The organism is Thalassobaculum fulvum (assembly GCF_014652915.1).
Lineage (GTDB): Bacteria > Pseudomonadota > Alphaproteobacteria > Thalassobaculales > Thalassobaculaceae > Thalassobaculum_A > Thalassobaculum_A fulvum.
Window position 1 is genome coordinate 23133 of the sequence record NZ_BMZS01000018.1, and the last position, 24913, is coordinate 48045.

20 protein-coding genes and 1 tRNA gene are annotated in these 24913 nt (G+C 70.2%); 10 read left to right on the forward strand and 11 right to left on the reverse strand.

Annotation, left to right across the window (positions count from 1 at the left end):
• Positions 1-4: 4 nt before the first annotated feature.
• Positions 5-940, reverse strand: coding sequence for a hypothetical protein (locus IE246_RS27510; RefSeq protein ID WP_189995848.1), 936 nt, complete (start codon positions 938-940; stop codon positions 5-7).
• A 479-nt stretch (positions 941-1419) separates the two neighbouring features.
• On the opposite strand from IE246_RS27510, the gene IE246_RS27515 reads away from it, so the two are divergent.
• Positions 1420-4452 (forward strand): DUF4347 domain-containing protein, encoded by a 3033-nt coding sequence (locus tag IE246_RS27515; protein ID WP_189995850.1) that lies wholly within the window; start codon positions 1420-1422, stop codon positions 4450-4452.
• 37 nt (positions 4453-4489) lie between these two features.
• Here the strand turns inward: IE246_RS27515 and gltB are convergent, their stop codons facing one another.
• A complete protein-coding gene (gltB, locus tag IE246_RS27520; RefSeq protein ID WP_189995852.1) occupies positions 4490-9031 on the reverse strand; it encodes a glutamate synthase large subunit in 4542 nt (1513 codons plus the stop codon).
• A gap of 37 nt (positions 9032-9068) precedes the next feature.
• A complete protein-coding gene (locus IE246_RS27525) occupies positions 9069-10511 on the reverse strand; it encodes an NAD(P)-dependent oxidoreductase (RefSeq protein WP_444545915.1) in 1443 nt (480 codons plus the stop codon).
• A gap of 299 nt (positions 10512-10810) precedes the next feature.
• Here IE246_RS27525 and IE246_RS27530 point away from each other — a divergent pair, with 299 nt between their 5' ends.
• Positions 10811-11611 carry an undecaprenyl-diphosphate phosphatase gene (locus IE246_RS27530; RefSeq protein ID WP_189995854.1) on the forward strand — a complete coding sequence of 267 codons (801 nt, stop codon included), beginning with the start codon at positions 10811-10813 and terminating at the stop codon, positions 11609-11611.
• 51 nt (positions 11612-11662) lie between these two features.
• Here the strand turns inward: IE246_RS27530 and IE246_RS27535 are convergent, their stop codons facing one another.
• Positions 11663-12616, reverse strand: coding sequence for a complex I NDUFA9 subunit family protein (locus IE246_RS27535; RefSeq protein WP_189995856.1), 954 nt, complete (start codon positions 12614-12616; stop codon positions 11663-11665).
• 174 nt (positions 12617-12790) lie between these two features.
• Between IE246_RS27535 and IE246_RS27540 the strand changes: the two genes are divergently transcribed.
• The 8 genes from IE246_RS27540 to ptsN all read left to right on the forward strand — a co-directional run bounded on the left by IE246_RS27540 (position 12791) and on the right by ptsN (position 18878).
• Positions 12791-12877 (forward strand) — tRNA-Leu (locus IE246_RS27540).
• Between the two features lie 24 nt (positions 12878-12901).
• Positions 12902-13513, forward strand: a complete 612-nt coding sequence (locus tag IE246_RS27545; RefSeq protein WP_189995858.1) for a ribonuclease D — start codon at positions 12902-12904, stop codon at positions 13511-13513.
• Positions 13514-13641: 128 nt separating this feature from the next.
• The gene (gene lptC, locus IE246_RS27550) at positions 13642-14307 is read left to right on the forward strand and encodes an LPS export ABC transporter periplasmic protein LptC (protein WP_189995859.1); all 666 of its coding nucleotides are present in this window, start codon (positions 13642-13644) and stop codon (positions 14305-14307) included.
• A gap of 23 nt (positions 14308-14330) precedes the next feature.
• On the forward strand, positions 14331-15137 hold the full coding sequence (locus tag IE246_RS27555; RefSeq protein ID WP_189995862.1) for an LptA/OstA family protein: 807 nt from the start codon (positions 14331-14333) through the stop codon (positions 15135-15137).
• A 52-nt stretch (positions 15138-15189) separates the two neighbouring features.
• Positions 15190-15990: an LPS export ABC transporter ATP-binding protein gene (lptB, locus tag IE246_RS27560; protein ID WP_189995864.1), complete on the forward strand. Its 801-nt coding sequence runs from the start codon at positions 15190-15192 to the stop codon at positions 15988-15990.
• A gap of 12 nt (positions 15991-16002) precedes the next feature.
• Positions 16003-17568 (forward strand): RNA polymerase factor sigma-54, encoded by a 1566-nt coding sequence (gene rpoN / locus IE246_RS27565; protein WP_189995866.1) that lies wholly within the window; start codon positions 16003-16005, stop codon positions 17566-17568.
• Between the two features lie 204 nt (positions 17569-17772).
• Complete coding sequence (hpf, locus tag IE246_RS27570) at positions 17773-18354, forward strand: ribosome hibernation-promoting factor, HPF/YfiA family (protein ID WP_189995868.1); 582 nt, start codon at positions 17773-17775, stop codon at positions 18352-18354.
• 59 nt (positions 18355-18413) lie between these two features.
• Positions 18414-18878 (forward strand): PTS IIA-like nitrogen regulatory protein PtsN, encoded by a 465-nt coding sequence (gene ptsN / locus IE246_RS27575; RefSeq protein ID WP_189995870.1) that lies wholly within the window; start codon positions 18414-18416, stop codon positions 18876-18878.
• A gap of 247 nt (positions 18879-19125) precedes the next feature.
• On the opposite strand, the gene IE246_RS27580 is transcribed toward ptsN, so the two are convergent.
• The 7 genes from IE246_RS27580 to IE246_RS27610 all read right to left on the reverse strand — a co-directional run bounded on the left by IE246_RS27580 (position 19126) and on the right by IE246_RS27610 (position 24832).
• On the reverse strand, positions 19126-19335 hold the full coding sequence (locus IE246_RS27580) for a DUF1150 family protein (RefSeq protein WP_189995872.1): 210 nt from the start codon (positions 19333-19335) through the stop codon (positions 19126-19128).
• Between the two features lie 100 nt (positions 19336-19435).
• Positions 19436-19894, reverse strand: a complete 459-nt coding sequence (locus tag IE246_RS27585; RefSeq protein ID WP_189995874.1) for an Hsp20 family protein — start codon at positions 19892-19894, stop codon at positions 19436-19438.
• 159 nt (positions 19895-20053) lie between these two features.
• Positions 20054-20749 carry a trypsin-like serine peptidase gene (locus IE246_RS27590; protein WP_189995875.1) on the reverse strand — a complete coding sequence of 232 codons (696 nt, stop codon included), beginning with the start codon at positions 20747-20749 and terminating at the stop codon, positions 20054-20056.
• 60 nt (positions 20750-20809) lie between these two features.
• A complete protein-coding gene (locus IE246_RS27595) occupies positions 20810-21640 on the reverse strand; it encodes a phosphodiesterase (RefSeq protein WP_189995877.1) in 831 nt (276 codons plus the stop codon).
• Between the two features lie 80 nt (positions 21641-21720).
• On the reverse strand, positions 21721-23040 hold the full coding sequence (locus tag IE246_RS27600) for an ABC transporter substrate-binding protein (RefSeq protein WP_189995879.1): 1320 nt from the start codon (positions 23038-23040) through the stop codon (positions 21721-21723).
• Between the two features lie 12 nt (positions 23041-23052).
• Complete coding sequence (locus tag IE246_RS27605; protein WP_189995881.1) at positions 23053-23886, reverse strand: carbohydrate ABC transporter permease; 834 nt, start codon at positions 23884-23886, stop codon at positions 23053-23055.
• 16 nt (positions 23887-23902) lie between these two features.
• Positions 23903-24832, reverse strand: a complete 930-nt coding sequence (locus IE246_RS27610) for a carbohydrate ABC transporter permease (RefSeq protein WP_229837542.1) — start codon at positions 24830-24832, stop codon at positions 23903-23905.
• Between the last annotated feature and the right edge of the window lie 81 nt (positions 24833-24913).

Sequence of the window (24913 nt, forward strand, 5' to 3'; positions counted from 1 at the left end):
CCCGTCACCCCGCCGCGTCGTACAACGGACGGCTGAGGAGATGCAGGGCCTCGACCGACGTGTCGATCAGCCCGGTCGGCGCCGGCGCAGAGATCGTAGCGACGACCCTCTCGGCAAGGCGGTCCATTCCCGCGACCTTCACCCCGGCATCGCGCAGCGCCCGGGCGACGGCCCCGCTGCAAGGCTCCCGGTAGCCGGTCAGCGCCGACAGCGCCTCGCCGTCCATCTCCGGCACCCGGACGCAGTGCACCCGCCCGGCGATCGGCCGCGCATCGGCGTCGTGATAGGCGCTGCCGGTCATCACGCCCGTCAGCACCAGCGCCGGGGCGACCGGCTGGCGGAACGACATGAAGATGAACAGGTCGTCGTCGGCGTGCCGCAGCATCGTGCCGAGGCCACGCCCCATCCGCATCAGCGGCCCCTCGAGCACCAGGTCCCCGCCCGGCAGGCGTTCCGCATAGACTGCGTACAGGCCTCCGTCCGCCGCCGGCTCGAGGGTCAGTGCCGCGAAGATCATCCGGCCGGCGTGCAGCGAGGACCACGCCATGGAGAACGCCAGGTACTGGCCGGCGAGATAGCCGGGCAGCGCAGCCGCCTCGGGCGGCTGAACCGGCCGCGGTTCGGACCGGCCGCCGGGCGCCGGGCGCGACACGATGGCCGGTGCCGGGCCGTGGCGGGCCTCCACCAGCCGACGGAACTCCTCGAACGAGCAGCTCCGGACGGTCTCGCCGGTCACCGGCAGGTCGAGCACCCGGGCCAGATCCTGAAAGACCGACGGGTCCCTGGGGGTGGCCCTGTCCTGCACCCACTTGTAGGCCCGTTCGGGCTCATAACCGGTTTGCGGGTTCACCTGCTTGAACCGCGCGTGCAGGGCCTTCTGGGTCACGCAACCGGTGACCAGTTGGGTAAGGCGAAGCTTCAGGCCCAGGTCCCGGGTCATCGGAAGTCGTCTTTCGGCATCGGCTCGGAAATTCCGATCGGAAAAGCTGGAAAGCGAGCATCCCCAGCCGCCCGCAATTTGCAAGCCTCTGAGCAACCGGGGGCTCGGCCGCGCCCGGGTCAGGCCCCACAAAGCGGCCGCAAGACGCCGTTTCCGCCCCCGCCCCGATCCATGAAGGCCGCGCCGGGAGCGTCGCTGCGACCGGCGCTTCCCGGAATCTTCGTCTTCTTTGGAAACCGGATTTACGGCCATCCGTCGGTTCGGCAAGCACAATCAGGCAAGAACTGTGAGTTCGAGAGGTCGGTTTCTATGCACCTCCCGTATTTCGACGAAGCATCGAGGGCATGACTTTCCGAATGGAAGGAATTCTCAAGCCGGAAACCGCTGGCTCCCGGAGCAATCGGCCGGCCCTTCGGAGCGTGCCCCCGGGGACACCCCCCGCATGCGCGCATGAGCCCCGGATGCCCGCGGAGACCACGATGACCGCAGCCTTCGTCCCGTCCCGCGCCGCCGCCCTGGTCGCCATCGACGCACGGGTGCCGGCGGCCGACGCGATCGTCGCCGCCCTGGCCGCACCGGCCCGCATCGTGCGGATCGACCCGGAAAGCGACGGCCTGACGCAGCTCGTGGCGGCGGCGCGGGCGGCACCCGGCCGGCAGTTGGCGGTGATCTGCCACGGCGAGCCGGGGGCGCTCAATCTCGGTGCCCGACCGGTGACGGCGGCGACCCTGGCCGACCGGCGGGACGAAGTGGCGGTGCTGGGCGCCGCACTCGCCGGCGCGCCGATCGAGCTGTACGCCTGCCGGGCCGGGGCCGGCCCCGCCGGGCGGGCGCTGGTGGCGCTGCTGGCGGCGGCGACCGGCAGTGCGGTGGCGGCGGCGACCGGCGATGTTGGCGGCACGGCGCTCGGCGGGTCGTGGGTGCTCGACGCCGGCCGTCCGGTGCCTCGGCCCGCCCTCGACGCCGCCGCGCTGGCCGGTCTGCCGGTGTTGCTGATCAACTGGAGCAATGCCGGCACCGGCGACTGGAACACCGGTGCCAACTGGGTCGGCGGCGTGGTGCCGTCCGGCATTCCCAACACCGGCGTGATCGACAATGGCGGCACCGCGCAGATCACCAGCGCCGCCCCCACCTGCAACGACATCACCGTCGGGAGCAGCAACGGCAATTCGGGCACGTTGCAGATCCTCAGCGGCGGCAGCCTGACGACCAACAACAGCAGCGCCACCATTGGCAACTTCGCCGGCAGCACCGGAACCTTGCTGGTCGACGGCACCGGCACCTTCAACTCCGGCTCGTATGCAATCAGCGTCGGCAGCGCAGGGACGGGGACGCTTACGGTCTCGGCGGGCGGCACGGTCACCACGACTTCCGCCAACGGCGTGTTGGTCGGCAGCGTCAGTGGGTCCAGCGGCACCCTCAACATCGGCAGCGGCGGTGCCGCCGGTATCGTCAACGCCACCCGAGTGAACGGAGGGTCCGGCACCGCCACCCTCAACTTCAACCACACCGACGCCGGGTACGTCTTAAGCAAGGACGGCACCGGCACCGGCACCGGCGTTGTCATCACCGGGACGGCGGCGGTCAAACAGATCGGCACCGGCACCACCATCCTGATCGCCAACAACACCTACACCGGCGGCACCACGATCTCGGCCGGCACCCTGCAGGTCGGCAACGGCGGCACCGCCGGCTCGATCACCGGCAATGTCACCAACAACGCCACGCTCGCCTTCAACCGCTCCGACGCGCTGACCTTCTCCGGCGTGGTCTCCGGCACCGGCGCCCTGACCAAGTCCGGGGCCGGCACCCTGACGCTGTCCGGCGCCAACACCTACAGCGGCGGCACCACGGTGTCGGCCGGTACCCTCAAGCTGTCGGGCGGCAGCGCGCTGGCCGACGGCGGCAGCGTGTCGGTATCCGCCGGTGCGACCCTGGACCTCAACGGCACCACCGAGACGGTCGGGACGCTGTCCGGCGCCGGCGGCGTGGCGATCGGGTCCGGGGCCCTGACGGTCGCCCAGGGCGCTGATGCGACCTTCTCCGGCGTCATCTCCGGCACCGGCAGCCTGACGAAGACCGGCACCGGCGTGCTGACCCTGTCGGGCACCAACACGTACACCGGCACCACCACGATCAGCGCGGGGACCGTCCGGCTCGCCGGCGGCAACGCCATCGCCGACAACGCCACCGTCGACGTGGCGACCGGCGCCACGCTCGACCTCAACGGCACGACAGAGACCATCGGTTCGCTGACCGGCTCCGGCACCGTGACCATCGGCGCCGGTGCCGTCACCCTGACCAACGCCGGCGCCAGCTCGTTCACCGGCACGCTGTCCGGCACCGGCACGTTCAGCGTCGCCTCCGGCGTCACCCTCAAGGGCACCGGCACCTACTCCACCCCCGTCGAGATCCTGTCCGGCGGCACCATCGCCCCCGGCAACAGCCCCGGCACCATCTCCACCGGCAATCTGACGCTGGCCAGCGGCTCGACCGCTGCCATGGAGATCAACGGCGCGACCGCCGGCACCGGCCATGACCAGATCAATGTCACCGGCACGGTGACCATCAACAACGCCACCCTGACCACCAGCTTCGGCTACACCTCGTCGCTCGGCGACCGCTACGTCCTGATCAGCAACGACGGCGCCGACGCCGTCACCGGCAGCTTCAACGGCCTCTCGGAGGGCGCCACCTTCAGCGCGGGCGGCCGCTCCTACCGGATCAGCTATGCCGGCAACGACGGCAACGACGTCACCCTGACCGACATCGGCGAGGCCCCGGTTGCCGGCTTCGACGGCGCCGCCGCCGGCGCCGGCCCGGCCTCCGCCCTGCACCTGGTCGGCGGCACCGGCAACGAGACCTTCTTCGGCAGCGCCGGCGCCGACACCGTCTCGGCGCTCGCCGGCGACGACCAGGTCTATGCCGGCGGCGGCGCCGACCTCGCCTACGGCAACCAGGGCAACGACAGCCTGTGGGGCAATGCCGACGCCGACAGCCTGTTCGGCGGCCAGGACGGCGACCTGCTGTACGGCAACCAGGGATCCGACATCCTGTACGGCAACCTCGGTACCGACACGGTCTACGGCGGCCAGGACGCCGACACCGCCTATGGCGGCCAGGGCGACGACATCCTGTACGGCAATCTCGGCGACGACCGGCTGTTCGGCAATCTCGGCGACGACGTGCTGTATGGCGGCCAGGGCGCCGACACGCTGTCGGGCGGCGCCGGCAACGACCTGCTGGTCGGCGGCCTCGGCGCCGACCGCATCGCCGTCGGCTCGGGCGACGGGGTCGACACCGTCAGCGGCTTCTCGACGACCGACGGCGACGTGATCGCGGTGGCGGCAAACGTCAACGGCACCGGCATCGCCTCCGCCGCCGACCTGCTGGGCCGCCTGAGCTCCGACACCGACGGCAATGCCGTCCTCGACCTCGGCTCCGGCAACACCCTCACCCTCATGGGGGTGCGGACCACGGAACTCTCCGCCACCGACTTCCTGGTGGTGTGAAGGCGGCCGGTGCGGCCGCCCACCGTTCCCTCCAGCTCTACGCCCGCGCCTCGCGCACGCCGTGGGTCAGCGGCTGCGGCAGCCGGCTGATCATCTCCTTCGGGACGATCTGCCAGAACTTGCCGACCTCGCGCTGCCAGTCCATCAGCATGCGTTCGGCATAGCGCGACTGGGTCTCCCGGACGTGTTCCGAGACCAGGCGCTTCAGCACGTCCTCCCAGTACTCGGTCTCGATCCGCTGGTAGACCACGCTCTCCGGGTTCACCCGGTGGCCGAAGCTGCCGTCGGCGTCGTACACGAAGGCCATGCCGCCGGTCATGCCGGCCGCGAAGTTGTCGCCGACCGAGCCCAGGATCACCGCGGTGCCGCCGGTCATGTACTCGCAGCCGTTCGAGCCGCAGCCCTCGACCACCGCCTCGGCGCCGGAGTTGCGCACGCAGAACCGTTCGCCGGCCTGGCCGGCGGCGAACAGCTTGCCGGCGGTCGCCCCGTACAGCACGGTGTTGCCGACGATGGTGTTCTCCTGGCTCGCGAACGCCGCCGCCATCTGCGGCCGGACCGCGATGGTGCCGCCGGACAGCCCCTTGCCGACGTAGTCGTTGGCGTCGCCGAACACCTCGATCTTCAGCCCCTGCACCGCGAACGCGCCGAGGCTCTGGCCGGCCGAACCGCGCAGCCGGACGGTGATGTGGCCCGGCTGCAGCCCGGTCATGCCGTACTTGCGCACGAGCTTGGAGCTGAGCTTGGTGCCGATCGCCCGCTGGGTGTTGGCGATGTTGTAGGTGAACTGCATCTTCTCGCCGAGCTCGAACACCGGCTTGGCGTCCTTGATGATCTGGGCGTCCAGGGTCTCCGGGACCTCGTTGCGGCCCTCGACCGTGTTGTAGACCGGGAACCCGCCGGAGTCGGCGCGCACCAGGATCGGGTTGAGGTCGAGGTCGTCGAGCGACGGGTCGCCGCGGCTGACCTGGGCCAGCAGGTCGGTGCGGCCGATGATCTCCCGCAGCGACCGGACGCCGAGCTCGGCCAGGATCTCGCGCACCTCCTCGGCGACGAACGAGAACAGGTTCACCACCTTCTCCGGCGTCCCTTCGAACTTGGCGCGCAGCGCCTCGTCCTGGGTGCACACGCCGACCGGGCAGGTGTTGGAGTGGCACTGCCGGACCATGATGCAGCCCATGGCCACCAGCGAGGCGGTGCCGAGGCCGTATTCCTCGGCGCCCAGCATGGCGGCGATCACCACGTCGCGGCCGGTCTTGATGCCGCCGTCGGTGCGCAGGGTCACGCTGTGCCGCAGCCGGTTCAGGGTCAGCACCTGGTGCACCTCGGACAGCCCCATCTCCCAGGGGATGCCGGCGTACTTGATCGAGGTCTGCGGGCTCGCGCCGGTGCCGCCGCCGTGGCCGGAGATCAGGATGGTGTCGGCCTTCGCCTTGGCGACGCCGGCGGCGATCGTGCCGATGCCGGTCGACGCCACCAGCTTCACGCAGACCCGGGCCTCCGGGTTGATCTGCTTGAGGTCGTAGATCAGCTGGGCGAGGTCCTCGATCGAGTAGATGTCGTGGTGCGGCGGCGGCGAGATCAGGGTCACGCCGGGCGTGGCGTGGCGCAGCCGCGCGATCAGGCCGTTGACCTTGATGCCGGGCAGCTGGCCGCCCTCGCCGGGCTTGGCGCCCTGGGCGATCTTGATCTCGATCTCGCGGCAGTTGTTCAGGTACTCGGCGGTCACGCCGAAGCGGCCCGACGCCACCTGCTTGATCGCCGACGAGGCGTTGTCGCCGTTCGGCCGCGGCCGGAACCGTGCCGGGTCCTCACCGCCCTCGCCGGAGTCGGACTTCGCGCCGATCCGGTTCATGGCGATCGACAGGGTCTCGTGCGCCTCCGGGCTGAGCGCGCCGAGCGAGATGCCGGGCGCAATCAGCCGGCGCCGGATGTCGGTGATAGACTCGACGTCGTCGAGCGGAACCGGCGCATCCTTGGCCTTGAAGCGCAGCAGGTCGCGCAGGTTGACCGGCGGCTGGGCGTACACGCCCTCGGCGTAGCGCTTGTAGAGGTGGTAGCTGTCGCTCTCCACCGCGCGCTGCAGGGCGTGGATCATCGGGCCGTCGAAAGCGTGCCGCTCGCCGTTCCGGCGGTAGCGGTACACGCCGCCGACCGGCAGCGGCACCACCGCCTCGTCATAGGCCTTGGCGTGCATCCGCAGGACCTTCTGCTGGATGCCGGAAAGGCCGAGGCCGGAGATCCGCGAGTTCATGCCCGGGAAGAACCGGGCGACCAGCGCGCGGCTGAGCCCGACGGCCTCGAAGTTGTAGCCGCCGCGATACGACGACAGGACCGAGATGCCCATCTTGGACATGATCTTCAGCAGGCCGTCCTGGATCGCCTTCTTGTACTTGCCGAGCGCGTCCTCGAGGCTTAGCTCGCCGAACAGCCCGCGGGCCTGGCGGTCGGCGATCGCCTCCTGCGCCAGGTACGGGTTCACGGTGGTCGCCCCCACCCCGATCAGCACCGCGAAATAGTGAACGTCCAGGCACTCGCCGCAGCGCACGTTGACCGAGGTGAAGGTGCGGAGCTGCTGGCGCACCAGGTGGCTGTGCACCGCGCCGGCGGCCAGGATCATCGGCAGGCCGACCCGGTCCGCCGAGGTCGCCATGTCGGACAGGATGACGTGGGTGCAGCCGCCGCGGACCGCGTCCTCCGCCTCCCGCTGGATCCGCTCGATCGCCTCCTCCAGGGCGCTCGGACCGCCGTCGCCCGGGAAGGTGCAGTCGATCTCCGCCGCCGTGTCACCCATGTAGTCGCGCATGGCGTGGAACTCGGCGTTGGTCAGCACCGGGCTCTCGAGCAGCAGGTGGTCGCACTGCTCGGAATCCTCGTCGAGGATGTTGCCGAGGTTGCCGAGCCGGGTCCGCAGGGTCATCACCCGGCGCTCGCGCAGGCTGTCGATCGGCGGGTTGGTGACCTGGCTGAAGTTCTGCCGGAAGAAGTGGTGCAGGCCGCGGTACTTGTCCGACAGCACCGCGATCGGGGTGTCGTCGCCCATCGAGCCGACTGCTTCCTTGCCGGTCTCGGCCATCGGCTGGAGGATCAGTTCCATGTCCTCGAGGGTCCAGCCGGCGACCACCTGGCGGCGCCGCAGCTCCTCGCGCGAGAACTGCGGCTTCTCCTCGTGGTCCGGATGGATGATGTCGTCGATGACCGTGCTTTCCCTGATCCACTCGCCGTAGGGCTTGCGGGCCGCCAGCAGGTCCTTGAGCTCGCCGTCGTGGTACATCCGGCCCTCGACCAGGTCGACGCCGATCATCTCGCCGGGATCGAGCCGGCCCTTCTCCAGGACGTTCGCCTCGTCGACCCGCACCATGCCGGTCTCCGAGCCGGCGATCAGCAGGCCGTTGTTGGTGACCGTGTAGCGCATCGGCCGCAGGCCGTTGCGGTCCATGCCGCCGAGCACCCAGCGTCCGCCATAGGCGGCGATCGCCGCCGGGCCGTCCCACGGCTCCATGACCGCGTTGGCGTAGGCGTACATGTCGCGCCAGGCCTGCGGGGTCAGGCCGTCCTCGGTCCAGGCCTCGGGGATGCACATGGTCTTGACCATGGGCAGCTCGCGCCCGGCCCGCACCATCAGCTCGAACACCGCGTCGAGCGCCGCGGAGTCCGAGGAACCGGCCTGCACCACCGGCTTCAGATCCTCGATCTGGTCGCCGAAGACCTCGTGCGCCATCCGGGTCTCGTGGCTGGCCATCCAGTTGATGTTGCCGCGGACCGTGTTGATCTCGCCGTTGTGTGCCAGCACCCGGAACGGCTGGGCCAGCCGCCAGGTCGGGAAGGTGTTGGTCGAGTAGCGCTGGTGATAGATCGCGAAGTTCGAGACGAAGCGCTCGTCGGTGAGGTCCGGATAGAACGACGCCACCTGTTCGGCCAGGAACATGCCCTTGTAGATGATCGACCGGCACGACAGCGAGCACAGGTAGAAGTCGGTGATGTGCTCGGCCAGGGCCGCCTTCTCGATGCGGCGCCGGATGATGTAGAGGTCGCGCTCGAACTCCGCCTCCGACTTGCCGGTCGGGGCCGAGAACATGATCTGCTCGATCTCGGGGCGGGTGGCGTTCGCCTTCTCGCCGATCACCTCGATGTCGACCGGCACCTGGCGCCAGCCGTAGACGAAGCAGCCGAACTTCAGGATCTCGGACTCGACGATGATCCGGCAGCGTTCCTGGGCCGCCAGGTCGGTGCGCGGCAGGAACACCATGCCGACCGCCATGCGCCCCTCGTTCAGGGTATGGCCGGTGTGCTCGATGTGCTCCTGGAAGAAGTCGAGCGGGATCTGCAGGTGGATGCCGGCGCCGTCGCCGGTCTTGCCGTCGGCGTCGACCGCCCCGCGGTGCCAGATCGCCTGCAGCGCGGCGATCGCCGAGGTCACCACCTCGCGGCGCGGCTTGCCGTCGATCGAGGCGACGAAGCCGACGCCGCAGGATTCGTGCTCCAGCGCCGGGTCGTAGGCATGCGCCGCCTGCAGCCGGGTGGCGTTCGCCCGCCAGGCCTGCACGAACTGCTCACCGGACTCACGGATCTCGGTCATGGCGCGGTTCCTTCTCTGACCTCTGGTGCGGGCGGGCTCAGGCGGCGTCGCGGGCGTCGCCCGCGGCCTTGGCCGAAAGGTAGTCGTGGATGCGGTCGGCGGCGTCGCGGCCGTCGCGCACCGCCCACACAACCAGCGAGGCGCCGCGCACGATGTCGCCGGCGGCGAACACCCCGTCGAGGTTGGTCATCATGGTTCGGAAGTCGATCCGCACGGTGCCCCAGCGGCTGACCTCGAGTTCCTTGACGCCGAACAGCGCCGGCAGGTCCTCGGGGTCGAAGCCGAGCGCGGTGATCGCCATGTCGCAGTCGACCACGTAGCTGGAATCCTCGATCACCTGCGGGGTCTGGCGGCCGGTGGCGTCCGGCACGCCGAGCCGAATGCGCTGGCAGCGCACGCCGGTGACGCGGCCGTCGCCGACGAACGCCTCCGGCGCCGACAGCCACTGGAAGTCGACGCCCTCGTCCTCGGCGTTGGCGACCTCGCGCTGCGAGCCCGGCATGTTGGCGCGGTCGCGCCGGTACAGGCAGGCGACGGATGCCGCCCCCTGGCGCACGGCGGTGCGCACGCAGTCCATCGCGGTGTCGCCGCCGCCGATCACCACCACGCGCTTGCCGTTGGCGTTCAGGGTGCCGTCGTCGAACGCCGGCACGTCGTCGCCCAGGCCCTTGCGGTTCGACGCCGTCAGGTAGTCGAGCGCCGGAAAGATGCCGTCGAGGCCGACCCCCGGGCACTTGATGTCGCGCGCCTTGTAGACGCCGGTGGCGATCAGCACCGCGTCGTGGCGGGCCCGCAGGTCGTCGAGCGAGACGGTGGTGCCGATGTCGGTGTTCGGGTGGTAGACGACCCCGCCGTCGGCCAGCAGGGCGCTGCGGCGCTCCACCACCTCCTTCTCCAGCTTGAAGTTCGGGATGCCGTAGATCAGCAGGCCGCCCATGCGGTCGTAGCGGTCGTAGACGTGGACCTGGTAGCCGCGCTTGCGCAGCTGCTCGGCGGCCGCCAGCCCGGCCGGTCCGCCGCCGATCACCGCCACCGACTGCTCGCGCTCGCGCGGCGGCACCACCGGCTTGACCCAGCCGTTCGCGAAGGCGGTCTCGGTGATGTACTTCTCGACCGAGCCGATGGTCACCGACTCGAAGCCCTTCTCGATGACGCAGTTGCCTTCGCACAGCCGGTCCTGCGGGCAGATCCGCCCGCAGATCTCCGGGAAGTTGTTGGTCGCGCTGGAGACCTCGTAGGCCTCCTCCAGGCGCCCCTCGGCGGTCAGCATCAGCCAGTCGGGGATGTTGTTGTGCAGCGGGCAGTGGACCTGGCAGAACGGCACGCCGCATTGCGAGCACCGGCCGGCCTGCTGCTGCGCGCCGGCGGCGTCGAACTCCTCGTAGATCTCGCCGAAATCGGTCGCGCGCTCCTCGGCCGGACGCTTGGTCGGCATGCGCTTGGCGGTGCCCACGAACTTCAGCATGCGGTCGGTCGTCACGGCAGTCCTCCCTGGTCCCGACCGTTCCTTGGAGCCGAGCGGCGGTCGGGGACCGCCTCTATACACAAACCGTCGCCTCGGCGGAAGCATGATTGCGAATATTAGGTCAATTATGTTGACTAATTCCGTCCCGACACCGCTCCCGTTCCGGCCCGTCGCAATGGCGCCCTCACCGGGTCACGCATATTAGTATCGTATTGCGACGATTTTACCGCCTGTCCTGTACGATGCCGAATGACTAATGTTTCCGGCCGTCTACCGGGGAGTCGCGGCGACCCCCACGACCGGGAGCGTCTCTCGTGACTGTCGAACAGCTGATCGTCCTGGCCGTCGTCCAGGGCATCACCGAGTTTCTGCCGATCAGTTCCTCGGCCCACCTGATCCTGGTGCCCTACGTCACCGGCGCCGCCGACCAGGGGCCCCTGATAGACGTGGCGGTGCATGTCGGCACTCTCGGTGCCGTCATCCTGTATCTCTGGCGCGACGTGATCCGCATGCTGGCGGGGCTGGGACGGGCGCTGCGCGGACGTGCCGACCCCGGGGCCCGGCTGGCGCTGCAGCTGGTGGTCGGCACCCTGCCGCTGGTGGCCGCCGGCTACCTGGACTCGCGCTATCTCGGCGACACTCTGCGGTCGGTCGAGGTGATCGCCTGGGCCACGCTCGGCTTCGGCATCCTGCTGTGGGTGGTCGACCGTTCCGGCATGACGGTCCGCCGGATCGAGCACCTGGGCTACGGCGGCGCCCTGTTCATCGGCTTCTCGCAGGTCCTGGCGCTGATCCCGGGCACCAGCCGCTCCGGCATCACCATGACCGCCGCCCGCCTGCTCGGCTTCGAGCGGGCCGAGGCCGCACGGTTCTCGATGCTGCTCGCGATCCCCGCGATCGTCGCGGCCGGCTCGCTCGCCGGCTACGACCTGTACAAGACCGGCGACGCGCAGTTGACCGCCGACGCCTTCGTCGCCGGCGGACTGGCGCTGATCACCGCCCTGATCGCGATCGTCGCGATGATGGGCTGGCTGCGACGCGCCAGCTTCCTGCCGTTCGTGCTGTACCGGATCGCCCTCGGCGGCGCGCTGCTGGCCTGGATCTATATGGGCTGACCGGCGCTTCCGGGTCGGACCGGGCGCGGCGGGACCGGTCGAGGCCGAAGGTCAGGCGTGGGCCCGGCCGCCGGCATAGCGGCCGCCGAGCCGGAACGCGTCCAGGTAGGTCGGCAGCACGATCTCCAGCGGGGTCGGGTCGACGCCGAGGTCGGCGAGCGTCGACGCGCCCGGCGCCACCACGTTGTCCCGCTTCAGCAGCTCGATCTGGTCGCGGGTCAGCGGCGGCACCGGCAGCAGTTCCAGGACCGCCGCCTGCAGCGACGCCAGCCAGAACGGCACCGTCACCAGCGGCCGACGGCGGCGGATCTCCACCAGCATCAGCTCCAGCAGCTGCCGGAACGTATAGGTCGACGGGCCGCCGAGCTCGTAGGTCTTGCCGGCGGCCTCCGGGCGCTGCAGCGCGGCGATCGCCGCATCCGCGACGTCGTCGACATAGACCGGCTGGAACTTGTTGGCGCCGCCGCCGATCAGCGGCAGGAACGGCATCACCTGCGCCATCGCGGCGAACCGGTTGAAGAACGAATCGTTGGCCCCGAACACGATCGACGGGCGCAGGACGGTGGCGGCCGGGAACGCCGCACGCACCGCCGCCTCGCCGGCCGCCTTGCTGCGGGCGTAGGCCGAGCGGCTGTCGGCGTCGGCGCCGATCGCCGAGACGTGGACCAGGGCCCGGACGCCGGCGTCGGCGGCGGCCTTGGCGATGGTGCCCGGCGCGGTTGCCTGGACCGCGTCGAAGGTGTTGCGGCCGGACTGGTACAGGATGCCGACCAGGTTGATCACCATGTCGGCGCCGGCGACCGCGCGCGCCACCGCCGCCGGGTCGGTGACGTCGGCGCGCATCGGCGTGACCTGCCCGACGGCGCCCATCGGCTTCAGGAACTTCGCCTGCTCGGCGTCGCGGCACACCGCGTTGACCCGCACGCCCCGGGCGGCGAGTTCCCGCACGATGTTGCGCCCGATGAAACCCGAGGCTCCGAACACGGTGGCGAGCTGGCCCTGCATGGCACCTTCCTCTCCGGCGGTGAGCGTGACGCAACGGCTTATAGTACAGCCGGGCGGTCGAGGGGGAGGAGGAATTCGCCAGTTTTGGACCGACGACGAAAACCCTTTGACAGCGGCGTGGGCCGCCACTAAATGTGCGCTCCCGTGACGGCGCCGACGGCGCCTCCGCAGCCTGCCCAGGTGGCGGAATTGGTAGACGCGCTAGCTTCAGGTGCTAGTGACCGTACGGTCGTGGAAGTTCGAGTCTTCTCCTGGGCACCATTCTCTCCCCGATAGGGTCGCGGCATGACGGTGACGCTTCACCAGGGCGACCTGCCCGACGGACTCGACCTCGGCCCCGTCGTGGCCGTCGACAGCGAGACCATGGGGCTGCGCCCGGTGCGCGACCGGCTGTGCGTGGTGCAGCTCTCGGCCGGCGACGGCAACGCCCACCTGGTGCAGTTCGCGCCCGGTTCCTACGACGCCCCGAACCTGCGCCGCCTGCTGGCCGATCCGGCGGTCCTCAAGCTGTTCCACTTCGCGCGCTTCGACGTCGCCGTGATGAAGGCGTTTCTCGGCGTCGACACCGCACCGATCTATTGTACCAAGATCGCCTCCAAGCTGGTCCGGACCTACACCGACCGGCACGGCCTCAAGGACCTGTGCCGCGAGCTGCTGGGGGTCGAACTCTCCAAGCAGCAGCAGTCGTCGGACTGGGGAGCGGCCGAGCTGTCGGCCGAGCAGCAGGCCTACGCCGCCTCCGACGTGCTGCACCTGCACGCCCTGAAGGACAAGCTGGACGCCATGCTGGCCCGCGAGGGCCGGGCCGCGATCGCCGCCGACTGCTTCCGGTTCCTCGGCACCCGCGCCGCCCTCGACCTGATCGGCTATGCCGAAGAGGACATTTTCGCGCACTGACGTTCCGGCAGCCGGCTCCCGACACCACCTGACCGGACGGAATGCCGCGCCGGCTACCCGCCGGCGCAGCGACGCGGTATAAGCTCAAGCGAATGATTCAGCGAGCCAATCAGCGAGTCCAGGCGACCGTGGCGACCACAGATCCGAGCGTCACCGCCCCCGCCGAGCGCCGGCAGCGCCCGGCGGCCCGGCGATCGTTCGCCACCGCCCGGTCGAGCCGCCTGGTGGCGGCGATGAAGATGCTGCTGCCGGCGATCGCGCTGTGCCTGATCGCGCTGGTGGTGGTCTGGCCGCAGCTCCTGCAGGACCCGATCGACACGATCGGCGGCAAGCGGATCTCGTCGTCCGACGCCGACACCCTGCGGGTCGCCAATCCGCGCTTCGTCGGCGTCGACGAGAAGGACCGCCCGTACGAGATCATCGCCGCCTCGGCCCGCCAGGAGAGCGAGTCCGCCGACGCCGTCTATCTGGACAGGCCGCAGGCCGACATGATGACCGAGAGCGGCGCCTGGATCACCTTGACCGCCGGCAGCGGCGTGTGGCACAAGCGCGTCGAGACGGTCGACCTCGGCGGCGGCGTCGCCGTGTACCACGAAGCCGGCCACCAGCTCGCGTCCGACACCGCCCGCGTCAACTTCGGCGACGGCTCGGCGACCAGCGACACACCGACCACCGGCCAGAGCCCGACCGGCAACGTCACCGGCGAGGGCTTCCGGCTGTACGACCGCGGCGCCCGCGTGGTGTTCACCGGCAAGGCCAGGGCGGTGCTGTACGGCTCCGGGACCGGCGGATGACGGCCGGTCCGGGAGTGTCCTTCATGTCCGTTCGCCGCGCCGCCCTGCTGGCGGCGCTCCTGCTCGCGGCGGCGGCCGGGCCGGCGGCCGCCCAGCTGCTGCAGGGCACGGGCGACGGCAACGTCCCGGTCACCGTCGAGGCCGACCAGGGCATCGAGTGGATCCGCGATTCCAAGGTCTACGTGGCGCGCGGCAACGCCAAGGCGACCCGCGGCGACACCGAGGTGACCGCCGACAGCCTGACCGCCCACTACCGCGAGAAGCCGGACGGCACCTCGGAGATCTTCCGGATCGTGGCCGAGGGCAACGTGGTGATCGCCACCCCGCGCGAGCGCGCCACCGGCGACAAGGCGGTCTACGTGCTGGACAAGGCCCTGGTCAGGCTGACCGGCCGCGACCTGCAGTTCCGCAACGCCCAGGACCTGATCACCGCGCGCGAGAGCCTGGAGTACTGGCAGGAGAAGCACGTCGCGGTGGCCCGCGGCGACGCCACCGCCATTCGCGACAACCAGCGGATCCGGGCCGACCTGATGACCGCGTTCTTCGCGGAGGACAAGCAGGGCAAGACCGCCCTCCAGCGCGTCGAGGCCGACGGCAATGTGGTGATCACCACGCCGCAGGAGGTCGCCCGCGGCAACGAAGGGGTCTATAATGCGCTCAAGGGGACGGCCACGCTGAACGGGAACGTGCGGATCACGCGCGGCAAGAATCAGCTCAACGGCGAGCGTGCGGTGGTCAACCTCAACACCGGCATCAGCCGCCTGTTGCCCGGCGGCAAGGACGGCGGCCGGGTCAAGGGGTTGTTCACCCCGGGCACGACGCCGAATTGACCGGCGCCGGAGTGACCGGCACCGGGAACGAACGGAGAGGAGCGCTCGACGCATGACCGGTCGCGAGGAGGATGCCACGGCCACGCCGGGTCCGCGCCCGCGCCTGGTGAAGACCTCCGACGGCCGGACGCCGGACGGGCTGGCGGCCCGCAACATCGGCAAGCGCTTCAAGAAGCGGCCGGTGCTGCGCGACGTGTCGGTCAACGTGCGGCGCGGCGAGGCGGTCGGCCTGCTGGGCCCGAACGGCGCCGGCAAGACCACCTGCTTCTATGTCATCACCGGCCTGATCTCGGCGGATTCCGGCTCGGTCACCCTGGACGGGCACGACATCACCGACCTGCCGATGTATCGCCGCGCCCGGCTCGGCATCGGCTACCTGCCGCAGGAGGCCTCGATCTTCCGCGGCCTGACCGTCGAGCAGAACATCCGGGCGGTGCTGGAGGTGGTGGAATCGAACGCCAACCGGCGCGACGCCATGCTGGACGACCTGCTGGCCGAGTTCTCGATCAGCCACCTGCGGCGCACCCCCGCCCTGGCCCTGTCGGGCGGCGAGCGCCGGCGCGTCGAGATCGCCCGCGCGCTGGCCTCGCAGCCGCACTTCATCCTGCTCGACGAGCCGCTGGCCGGCATCGACCCGATCGCGGTCTCGGAGATCCGCGACCTGATCTCGCACCTGACCGATCGCGGCCTCGGGGTGCTGATCACCGACCACAACGTCCGGGAGACGCTCGACATCGTGGACCGCGCCTACATCCTCCATGACGGCATGGTGCTGATGGAAGGGGCGCCGGATGACATCGTCGCGCACCGCGACGTCCGGCGCTTCTACCTCGGAGAGCGGTTCAGCCTCTGACGGATGTAGCCGATGGCGCTTTCGCAACGGCTCGATCTTCGCCACTCGCAATCCCTGGTCCTGACGCCACAGCTGCAGCAGGCGATCAAGCTGCTGCAGCTCAACAACCTGGAGCTGACCGAGTACGTCGAGGGCGAGCTCGCCCAGAACCCGCTGCTCGAGCGGGACGACGGCGAGGGCCCGGCCACCCTGGAAGCGGTCGAGCGCGACAACCTGCTGCGTCACGAGAGCGAGGAACCGGCCGAGCGGGTGCGCGACACCGCCGAGCGGGCCGCCAACGAGACCCTGCCGAACGCCGCCGAGGACCCCAGCGACGTCGACTACGACAACAACTGGGGCAGCGCCGGCATCGAGGAGAGCGACGGCGTGGCGGCGATGGGCGCCGGTGCCGGCGAGCTGGCCGGCTGGCGGAGCACCGGCGGACACGGCGGCGACGGCGACGAGTTCGGCCTCGAGCACACCCTGTCCGAGACCAAGACCCTGCGCGACCACCTGCTGGACCAGATGGCGATCGAGATCGCCGACCCGGCCGACCGGCTGATCGCCGCCCACCTGATCGACATGGTCGACGCCGCCGGCTACCTGTCCGGGCCGGTCGAGCCGCTGGCCGAGCAGCTCGGCTGTTCGCCGGACGACGTCGAGCGGGTGCTGGAACGCCTGCAGCGCCTGGACCCGGCCGGGGTGTTCGCCCGCGACCTCAAGGAATGCCTGGCGCTGCAGCTGCGCGACCGCAACCGCTACGACCCGTGCATGGAGGCGCTGCTCGCCAACCTGCCGATGCTGGCCCAGCGCGACTTCGCCGGGCTGCGGCGCGTGTGCGGCGTCGACGACGAGGACCTCGGCGAGATGATCGCCGAGATCAAGTCGCTGAACCCGAAGCCGGGGGAGGCGTTCGAGCCGCCGCTGGACCAGCCGGTGGTACCGGACGTGATCGTGCGGCGCGGCCCCGACGGCGGCTGGGCGATCGAGCTGAACACCGACACCCTGCCGCGGGTGCTGGTCAACAACGCCTATTTTTCCGAGGTCTCGGGCCGGACCGCCAAGGACAAGAAGGCCAAGGAGTACCTGTCGGACTGCCTGCAGTCGGCGAACTGGCTGGTCCGCTCGCTGCACCAGCGCGCCACCACCATCCTGAAGGTGGCGACCGAGATCGTGCGCCAGCAGGGCGGCTTCCTGGAGCACGGGGTCCAGCACCTTCGGCCGCTGGTGCTGCGCGACATCGCCGACGCCATCGGCATGCACGAGAGCACGGTCAGCCGGGTGACCAGCAACAAGTTCGTGGCGACCCCGCGCGGCATCTTCGAGCTGAAGTACTTCTTCACCGCGGCGATCGCGTCGGCCGGCGGCGGCGAGGCGCATTCCGCGGAGGCGGTGCGCGACCGCATCAAGCGGCTGATCGACGCCGAGCCCCCTTCCGCGGTACTGTCCGACGACCGCATCGTCGAGCTGCTGCGGGCCGACGGCGTGGATATCGCGCGCCGGACGGTCGCCAAGTACCGGGAAGCGTTGCGAATCCCGTCCAGCGTCCAGCGGCGCCGCGAGAAGGCGATGCTGGTGGCCCTTCCGGCACGCGGCTGAAGCCGTGCCGGGGACGCATGGCCGACCAGGGAGGGTGGCATTTATCGCGACTTGACGCCGGTGCCCCGCACGACTAGGTTCCGCGGCCTCGCGCGCGGGATCCCGAAAAGGGGCGCGCGGCCGTCTCCAACGGGGAGAGAGCCTCTTTCGACCGGGTCGCGTCGACCCCATGTCGGAATGTGGGACAACCACACGGACAGAGCGATGAAGATTTCGGTCCAGGGCAAGCAGCTCGACGTGGGCGATGCGCTGCGCGAGCGCATCGAGACGACGGTCGAGCAGATCGCCGCCAAGTACTTCGCCAACCCGATCGACGCGACGGTGACGCTGTCGCGCGAGGGCTCGGAGCTCCAAGCCGACATCAACGTGCACATCGGCAAGGGCATCTCCGTGACCTCCGAGGGCAGCAGCAACGACGCCCACACCGCTTTCGACGCCGCCGCCGAGCGCATCGACAAGCAGCTTCGGCGCTACAAGCGGCGCCTGCGCGACCACCACCGCGGCCACAACGGCGAGGCGGTTCCGGCGGCCCAGTACGTGCTGGCGGCCGAGGCCGAGGAGGGCCCGGAGCCGGAAGGCGGCGACGGCTGGGAGCCGGTCGTGGTCGCCGAGATGGAGACCAACATCGAGATGCTCACGGTCGGCGAGGCCGTGATGCGCATGGATCTGGCCAGCGCGCCGGCTTTGATGTTCCGGAACCGGGCGCATGGCGGGCTGAACATGGTCTACCGCCGGCCGGACGGAAACGTCGGCTGGGTCGACCCGCCGAGCCCCTCCCAGAGCTGACGACGACACGACACCGCCGGCGTCGGGACGCGCCGGACGGCGAAAGGACGATTGCAGCGATGGATATCACGGACTTGATCTCAAGCGACGCGATCATTCCCACGCTCCGGGCGCCGAGCAAGAAGCAGGCGCTCCAGGAGTTGGCCCGCAAGGCGAGCGAGCTGACCGGCATCGAGTCGCGGGAGATCTTCGACGTCCTGCTGGAGCGCGAGCGGCTCGGCACGACCGGCGTCGGCCACGGCATCGCCATCCCGCACGGCAAGCTGGCCAAGCTCGACCGCCTGTACGGCGTGTTCGCCCGCATGGAGCAGCCGATCGACTTCGACTCGATCGACGACGAGCCGGTGGACCTGCTGTTCCTGCTGCTGGCGCCGGAGAGCGCCGGGGCCGACCACCTGAAGGCGCTGGCCCGGGTGTCGCGGCTGCTGCGCGACCGTACGGTGTGCAACAAGCTGCGCGGCTGCGAGAGCCGCGACGCGATCTACGCCCTGTTCACCGACACCACCGCCAGCCACGCCGCCTGAGGCGGCTGTCCGCGGAAGCCCGTCGCTTCGTGGGTCCCGGCTCTCCGCGACTGCATCGCTACGGCCGGGATGACGTCCAGTTGGGGGACGCCGCCCTTTCGCACATCGCGCCGAATCATGATGTCGCCGCCAGCGGCCAATCCGCGATCATCACCTTTCCTGACGTCATCCCGGACGGACGCGCGCCAGCGTGGCCGATCCGGGACCCACGAGGCGACGGACGGAGGATGAGCAGCCGCCGCCACCCTCAGTGGACGCTGACCGGCTCCAGGTCGTTCTGGCGGATGGCGAGGCGGGCGAGTTCCAGGCTCGGGAAAACCGTGACGCCGGTCCCGTCGGCGGTGTGCACCGCGAACCGCATCTCGTGCTCGATCTCGACCGGCTTGACGTAGGCGATCTGGTTGACGCCCAGGGCGGCCAACGCTTCCGGGCTGATCCGGCGGATACTGTCGTTCATCGTCACCTCCTCTGCCCGGTCCCTCAGACCCGGAGCATTCGGTACGTCTGGATATGGGCCCCGCACCGGCGGCAGCCCGCGGGATGTCGGCCGGGGGATGTCACTCGGTTTCCGGCGTGACGTCGATGGTCCGGCTCTTGGCCTTCTTGTCCGCCCCGCGGATCTCGATGGTGTGGACCTTGGTCTCCGGGACCGGGCGGACCAGGTCGATGTGCAGCAGGCCGTTGTCGAGTTCGGCGCCCTCGACCCGGATGCCCTCGGCGAGCACGAAGGTGCGCAGGAACTGGCGCGCCGCGATTCCGCGGTGCAGGTAGATGCGGCTGTCGTCGTCGGCCTGCCGGCCGCGCACCACCAGCTGGTTGTCCTCGATCTGCACGCTCAGGTCGTCCATCGAGAACCCGGCCACCGCAAGGGTGATCCGCAGGCCGTTCTCGGAGGTCTGCTCGATGTTGTAGGGCGGGTAGCCGTCCGCCTGGGCCTTCTGCACCCGGTCCAGGGCGCGCTCGAAATGATCGAAGCCCAGCAGCAGCGGCGAATTGAACAGTGACATACGCGACATCGGCGTCTCCTCACGCGAGCGAGAACCCCAACACTCGACCCGCGGCGTGCGGCGCCGAATGCGGACCGCTCCGCGAGGCCGCGGTCCGCACGCCGTAGAATTTGGTGAGGCGGCGGCGCCCGGTCAAGAGAGCGTTGCGGCAGGCCCCCGCAGGCCGCGCTACCGCGCCGCGTGCCGCCGCAGGCGCCCGACGTCCAGCGGCTCCGCCAGCCCCTCGCTGCCGCGTCGGCCGATATGGATCGCCGCCACCGCCAGCCCGGCGCCGGTGTCGACCAGGATCGGCGCCCCGGAATCGCCGCCGATGGCCTCGCAGTCGTGCCGCCACAGGCCTTCCGGCGACCAGCCGAGGAACCGGCAGGCCGGGTCGACCGTGAGCACATGCCCCTTGTCGCCGCTGTAGCCGGCCTCGAACAGCGCCGTCCCGGGCTGGGTGCCGGGGGCCGCGATCGGCACCGGCTCGACCTTCGCCCGGCCGTCCAGGCGGACCAGCACCGCCTCGTCGCCGACCGGTTCGTAGCCGACCGCCTGGCGGTGTTCCAGGTAGCCGCCGCGGCTGTATCCGGGCAGGAAGTGCACGAGGTCGGGCGCCACCCATTCCTCACCGCGGAAGCCGCGCAGGCAGTGCCGCGCGGTCAGGGCGAGGTCAGGCGCGACCAGCGTGGCCGTGCAGTGCCGCCGGATCCGGAACCCGGCGACGTTCAGGCGACCGACCGACCGCCACGGCGCCGCATCCGGCGCCACCGCCACCCGACCGTCGGCGCCGGCGCCGGCGGCGTCGGCCCCGAACGAGAGCGCCGCCGCCAGCACGAGGCCGAGCGGGATCGTCAGGAACCGGGCGAGGCGGCGGAAGTCCATCCGACCTATGTACGGCGCCCGGGCGGGTTCGGCCAGGGGGAGGCGGCGTCGGCCGCCCCGTCACACCTCGGCGCCGGGATAGTCCGGGTCGAGGATGAACGGGTACGGCCCCGGGTAGCGTTCGACATAGACCTGGTGGGTCACCACGCCGACACCCTCGATCCAGGCATGGGTCAGGAAGGCCGGCGGCTCCAGCACGAACAGGCCGTCGGCGCCGGGATCGAGGCGGTATTCGACCTGATGGGCGACCGACGGCGCGATCTGCGCGACCGTGCCGGCCCAGCGCGCCTGGATCGGGCGGTGGTGGTGGCCGCACAGCACGCGCTCGACCTGCGGGTTGGCCGCGACGATCGCCCGCAGCTCCTCGGCGCCGTCGAGCAGCCGGATGCTGTCCATGTGCTCGATGCCGCACGGGAACGGCGGGTGGTGCAGCGCCAGCAGGGTCGGCCGGTCGGCGGCCTCCGCCAGGGTCGCGCGCAGCCGGGCCAGCCGGCGCTCGCACAGCGCCCCATGGCCGTGGCCGGGCACCACGCTGTCGACGCCGACCAGGCGCATCGGGCCGATATCGGCCGCGAAGTCGACGAACCCGGGATCGTCGCCGAGCGTCGGCCAGCCGGCGAACACCTCGCGAAGCGGGCCGCGGCGGTCGTGGTTGCCGGGGATCAGGTAGACCGGCATCGCCAGCGTCTCGAGCATGCGGCGCAGCAGCTCGTACTCCTCGGCAAGACCGCAATCGGTCAGGTCGCCGGACAGGATCACGGCGTCCGGCTGCGGGTCGAGCGAGCGCAGGGTGGCGAGCGCGCGGGCCAGCATGGTGTTGACCTCGACCACGCGGTAGGCCGGCACGCCGGACGGCCGGACGTGCAGGTCGGTGAGTTGGGCGATCAGCATGGGGGAACCCCGGATCAGGAGGTGGGGAATGACGAACGGTCCGCCGGCCGTGCCGGCGGACCGTCCGGACGGTCGGGCCGTCAGTTCGGCAGGTTCAGCGCGGTCTGCTCGACGTACGGGCGCATGATGTCGTCGGCCTTGGCCTGGGCCGCCTTCAGGGCCTCGGCCGGCTTCTTCTTGCCGGCGATCACCGCCTGGACCTCGTCCTCCAGCGCCTTGCGGACCGCCACCGTGTTGTAGGTGGCGAACCAGGACTGGGCGTACTGCAGCTGGTCGAGGGCGACCTTGGCGTCCGGGTTCTCGGCGATGAAGGTCTTCATCTCCGGCAGCTCGTAGGCGCCCTTGTTCGGCGCGAAGTAGCCGGTGAAGCGGCTCCAGTGGCCGGAGATCTCGGGGCTGGTCAGCCACTTGATCAGGGTCCAGGACGCCTGCCTGCGCTCGTCCGACAGGCCCTTCGGCATGATCAGCGAGGCGCCGCCGATGGCGACCGCGTTGCGCAGGTTGCGCGGCACGAAGGCGACGCCGTAGTTGTCCTTCATGTTCTGCCGGATGAACGACAGCGAGCCGGTCGACAGCACCACCATCGATGCCTGGCCGGCGAAGAACGCGGTCGACACCGCCTTGCCGTCGGTCACGCCGTCCGGCATCACCTTGTACTTGTGGGCCATGTTGTCGACCAGGGTCAGGGCGCCCAGCATCGACGGGGTGTCGTAGAACACCTCGCCGCCGAACTCCGGGTTGTAGTACAGGCCGCCGTTCGACATGGTCAGCGCGGTCATGACCCAGCCGAGATAGTCGTAGTTGCCCGGCAGCATCAGGCCGTAGCGCTTGACGGTGTCGCCGTCGCGCACCGTCAGCTTCTTGGCGGCGTCGACCCACTCGGCCCAGGTCTTCGGCGGGTTGTTCGGATCGAGCCCGGCCGCCTTGAAGTGGTCGGCGTTGAAGTACAGCAGCGGCGTCGAGTTGTGGAACGGCGCCGCCCACACCTTGCCGGCGAACCGGGCGTTGCCGTGCAGGGCCGGCCAGAACTTGCCCATGAAGGCGTCCGGGGTCTGGCCGTCGGCCTGGATCAGCGGGTCGAGCGGCTGGATCTCGCCGTTGATCTGGTATTCGAGCACGAAGTTCGCGCTCATGATCACCGCCGCCGGCGGCCGGCCGGCCTTGATGGCGGCCCGGGTCTTGATGTTGGTCTCGTCGTAGGAGCCGGTGTAGACCGCGGTCGCCTTGATGTCCGGATGCTCGGCGTTGAACCGATCCATCAGGTTCTTCATCTCCTTGGCGAGCTTGCCCTCCACCGGGACCGGGAAGAACATCTCGATGTCGGTGGCGGCGAGCGCCGCCCCCGAGCCGATACCGAGCGTCAGCGCCGCGGCGAGCGCGGCGGATGCGATACGGGACATCGCCGTAGCCTCCTATTTGACCCCTGAGAACAGGAACGAGTTGACGAACTGGCGCTGGAACAGCGCGAACGCCGCCAGCAGAGGAGCGGCCACCAGGAAGGTGCCGGCCGCTATCACGCCCCATTGCGAGGCGCTTTCGGCCCCCATGGTGAACGAGGCGAGACCGATGGTGAGGGTCTGGTTGTCCGGCGTGGAGACGACCATCAGCGGCCACAGGAACTCGTTCCAGTGGCTGACCACCGACACGATCCCGAACGCCACCATGCCGGGCCGGGCCAGCGGCACCAGCACCCGCCAGACCAGCTGCCACCAGGTGGCGCCGTCGACGATCGCCGCCTCCTCGAAGTCCTTCGGGATGGTCCGGAAGGTCTGGCGCATCAGGAACACGCCGAACGCCGAGGCGAAGTACGGCGCCATCACCCCGAGCAGGCTGTCGTACAGGCCGAGCCGGGTGATCGTGACCAGGTTGGGAACGATCAGGATCGGCGGCACCAGCATGAGCTGGAGCAGGAAGCCGTAGAACACCAGTTCCTTGGCCCGAAACCGCAGCCGCGCGAAGGCGTAGCCGGCGAGCGTCACGGTGGTGAGCTGGACCGCCAGGGTGCCCAGGCAGACCAGGACGGTGTTCAGGTACAGCAGCGGGAAATCGGCGGAATCCAGCGCCTCGGCGAAGTTGTCGAGGGTCGGCACGAAGTCCGGCCACAGCGACGCCATGTCGAGCCCGCCGAAGTTCTGCGGCCGGAACGCCGCGATCGCCATCCACAGCAGCGGCGTCGACCACACCAGCACCACTGCCGACAGGGCGGCCAGGGCCAGCAGCGCCGTCGGGTTCGCGTGCCGGGTCATGTCAGGCCTCGCCATCTCAGGCCTCGTAGTGGATGCCGCGCTCGAGCGTGCGCAGCGACAGCAAGGACAGCGCCAGCAGGCCGGCGACCGACAGCACGGTGGCGGCGGCGGCCTTGCCGTAGTCGTAGTTCTCGTGGGCCTGCTGGTAGATGTAGAACAGCAGCAGGTTGGTGGAGTCGGACGGCCCGCCCTTGGTCAGCACCACCACGTGGTCGACCTGGGTGATCACGTTGACCAGGGCGATCACCAGCACGAACGCCAGGGTCGGCCCGAGCAGTGGCAGGGTGATCCGTCGGAACCGGCCCCAGGCCCCCGCCCCCTCCAGGCGCGCCGCCTCGTACAGGTCGAGCGGGATCGCCTGCAGCCCGGCCAGGAAGAACAGCATGTAGTAGCCGGCGTTCTTCCAGACCGTCAGGCCGATCAGCGACCACAGCGCGATGTCCGGGTCGCCCAGCCAGTTGGTGCTGCCGGCGCCGAGACGGGCCAGGTAGTAGTCGAGCAGCCCGATGCCCGGCAGGAACACGAACAGGAACAGCGCGGCGGCGGCGACCAGCGGCAGCAGCACCGGGAAGAACACCACGGTGCGCAGCCCGGCGTTGAAGCGGGTGGCGTCCTGCAGGCCGACCGCCAGCGCCAGGGCGATCGCGATCGACGGCACGATGGTGCCGAGCGCGTAGACCAGGTTGTTGAGCAGGGCGCGGCCGAAGCTGGCGTCGGCCAGCAGCCGCTCGAAGTTGCCGAGGCCGTAGCCGACGGTGTCGGAGCCGAAGGTCTCGATGGTCAGCGCCTGGCCGATCACCTGGCCGATCGGCCAGTAGGTGAAGGCCGCCAGGAACACCAGCGACGGCGCCAGCAGCAGGGCGGCACGGCCAAGCTGCGACCGACGGCCGGCCGACCGTCGCGCAAGCACGGTCGGCAACCCGACCCGGGCCTCGATCTCCGCCACCACTCGCGCTTCCTCCGGCACCGGTTCCCGAACCGGGCGGAAGGTGGCGGCGATCGGTTACCGGCGTGTGTCGGTTCGCCG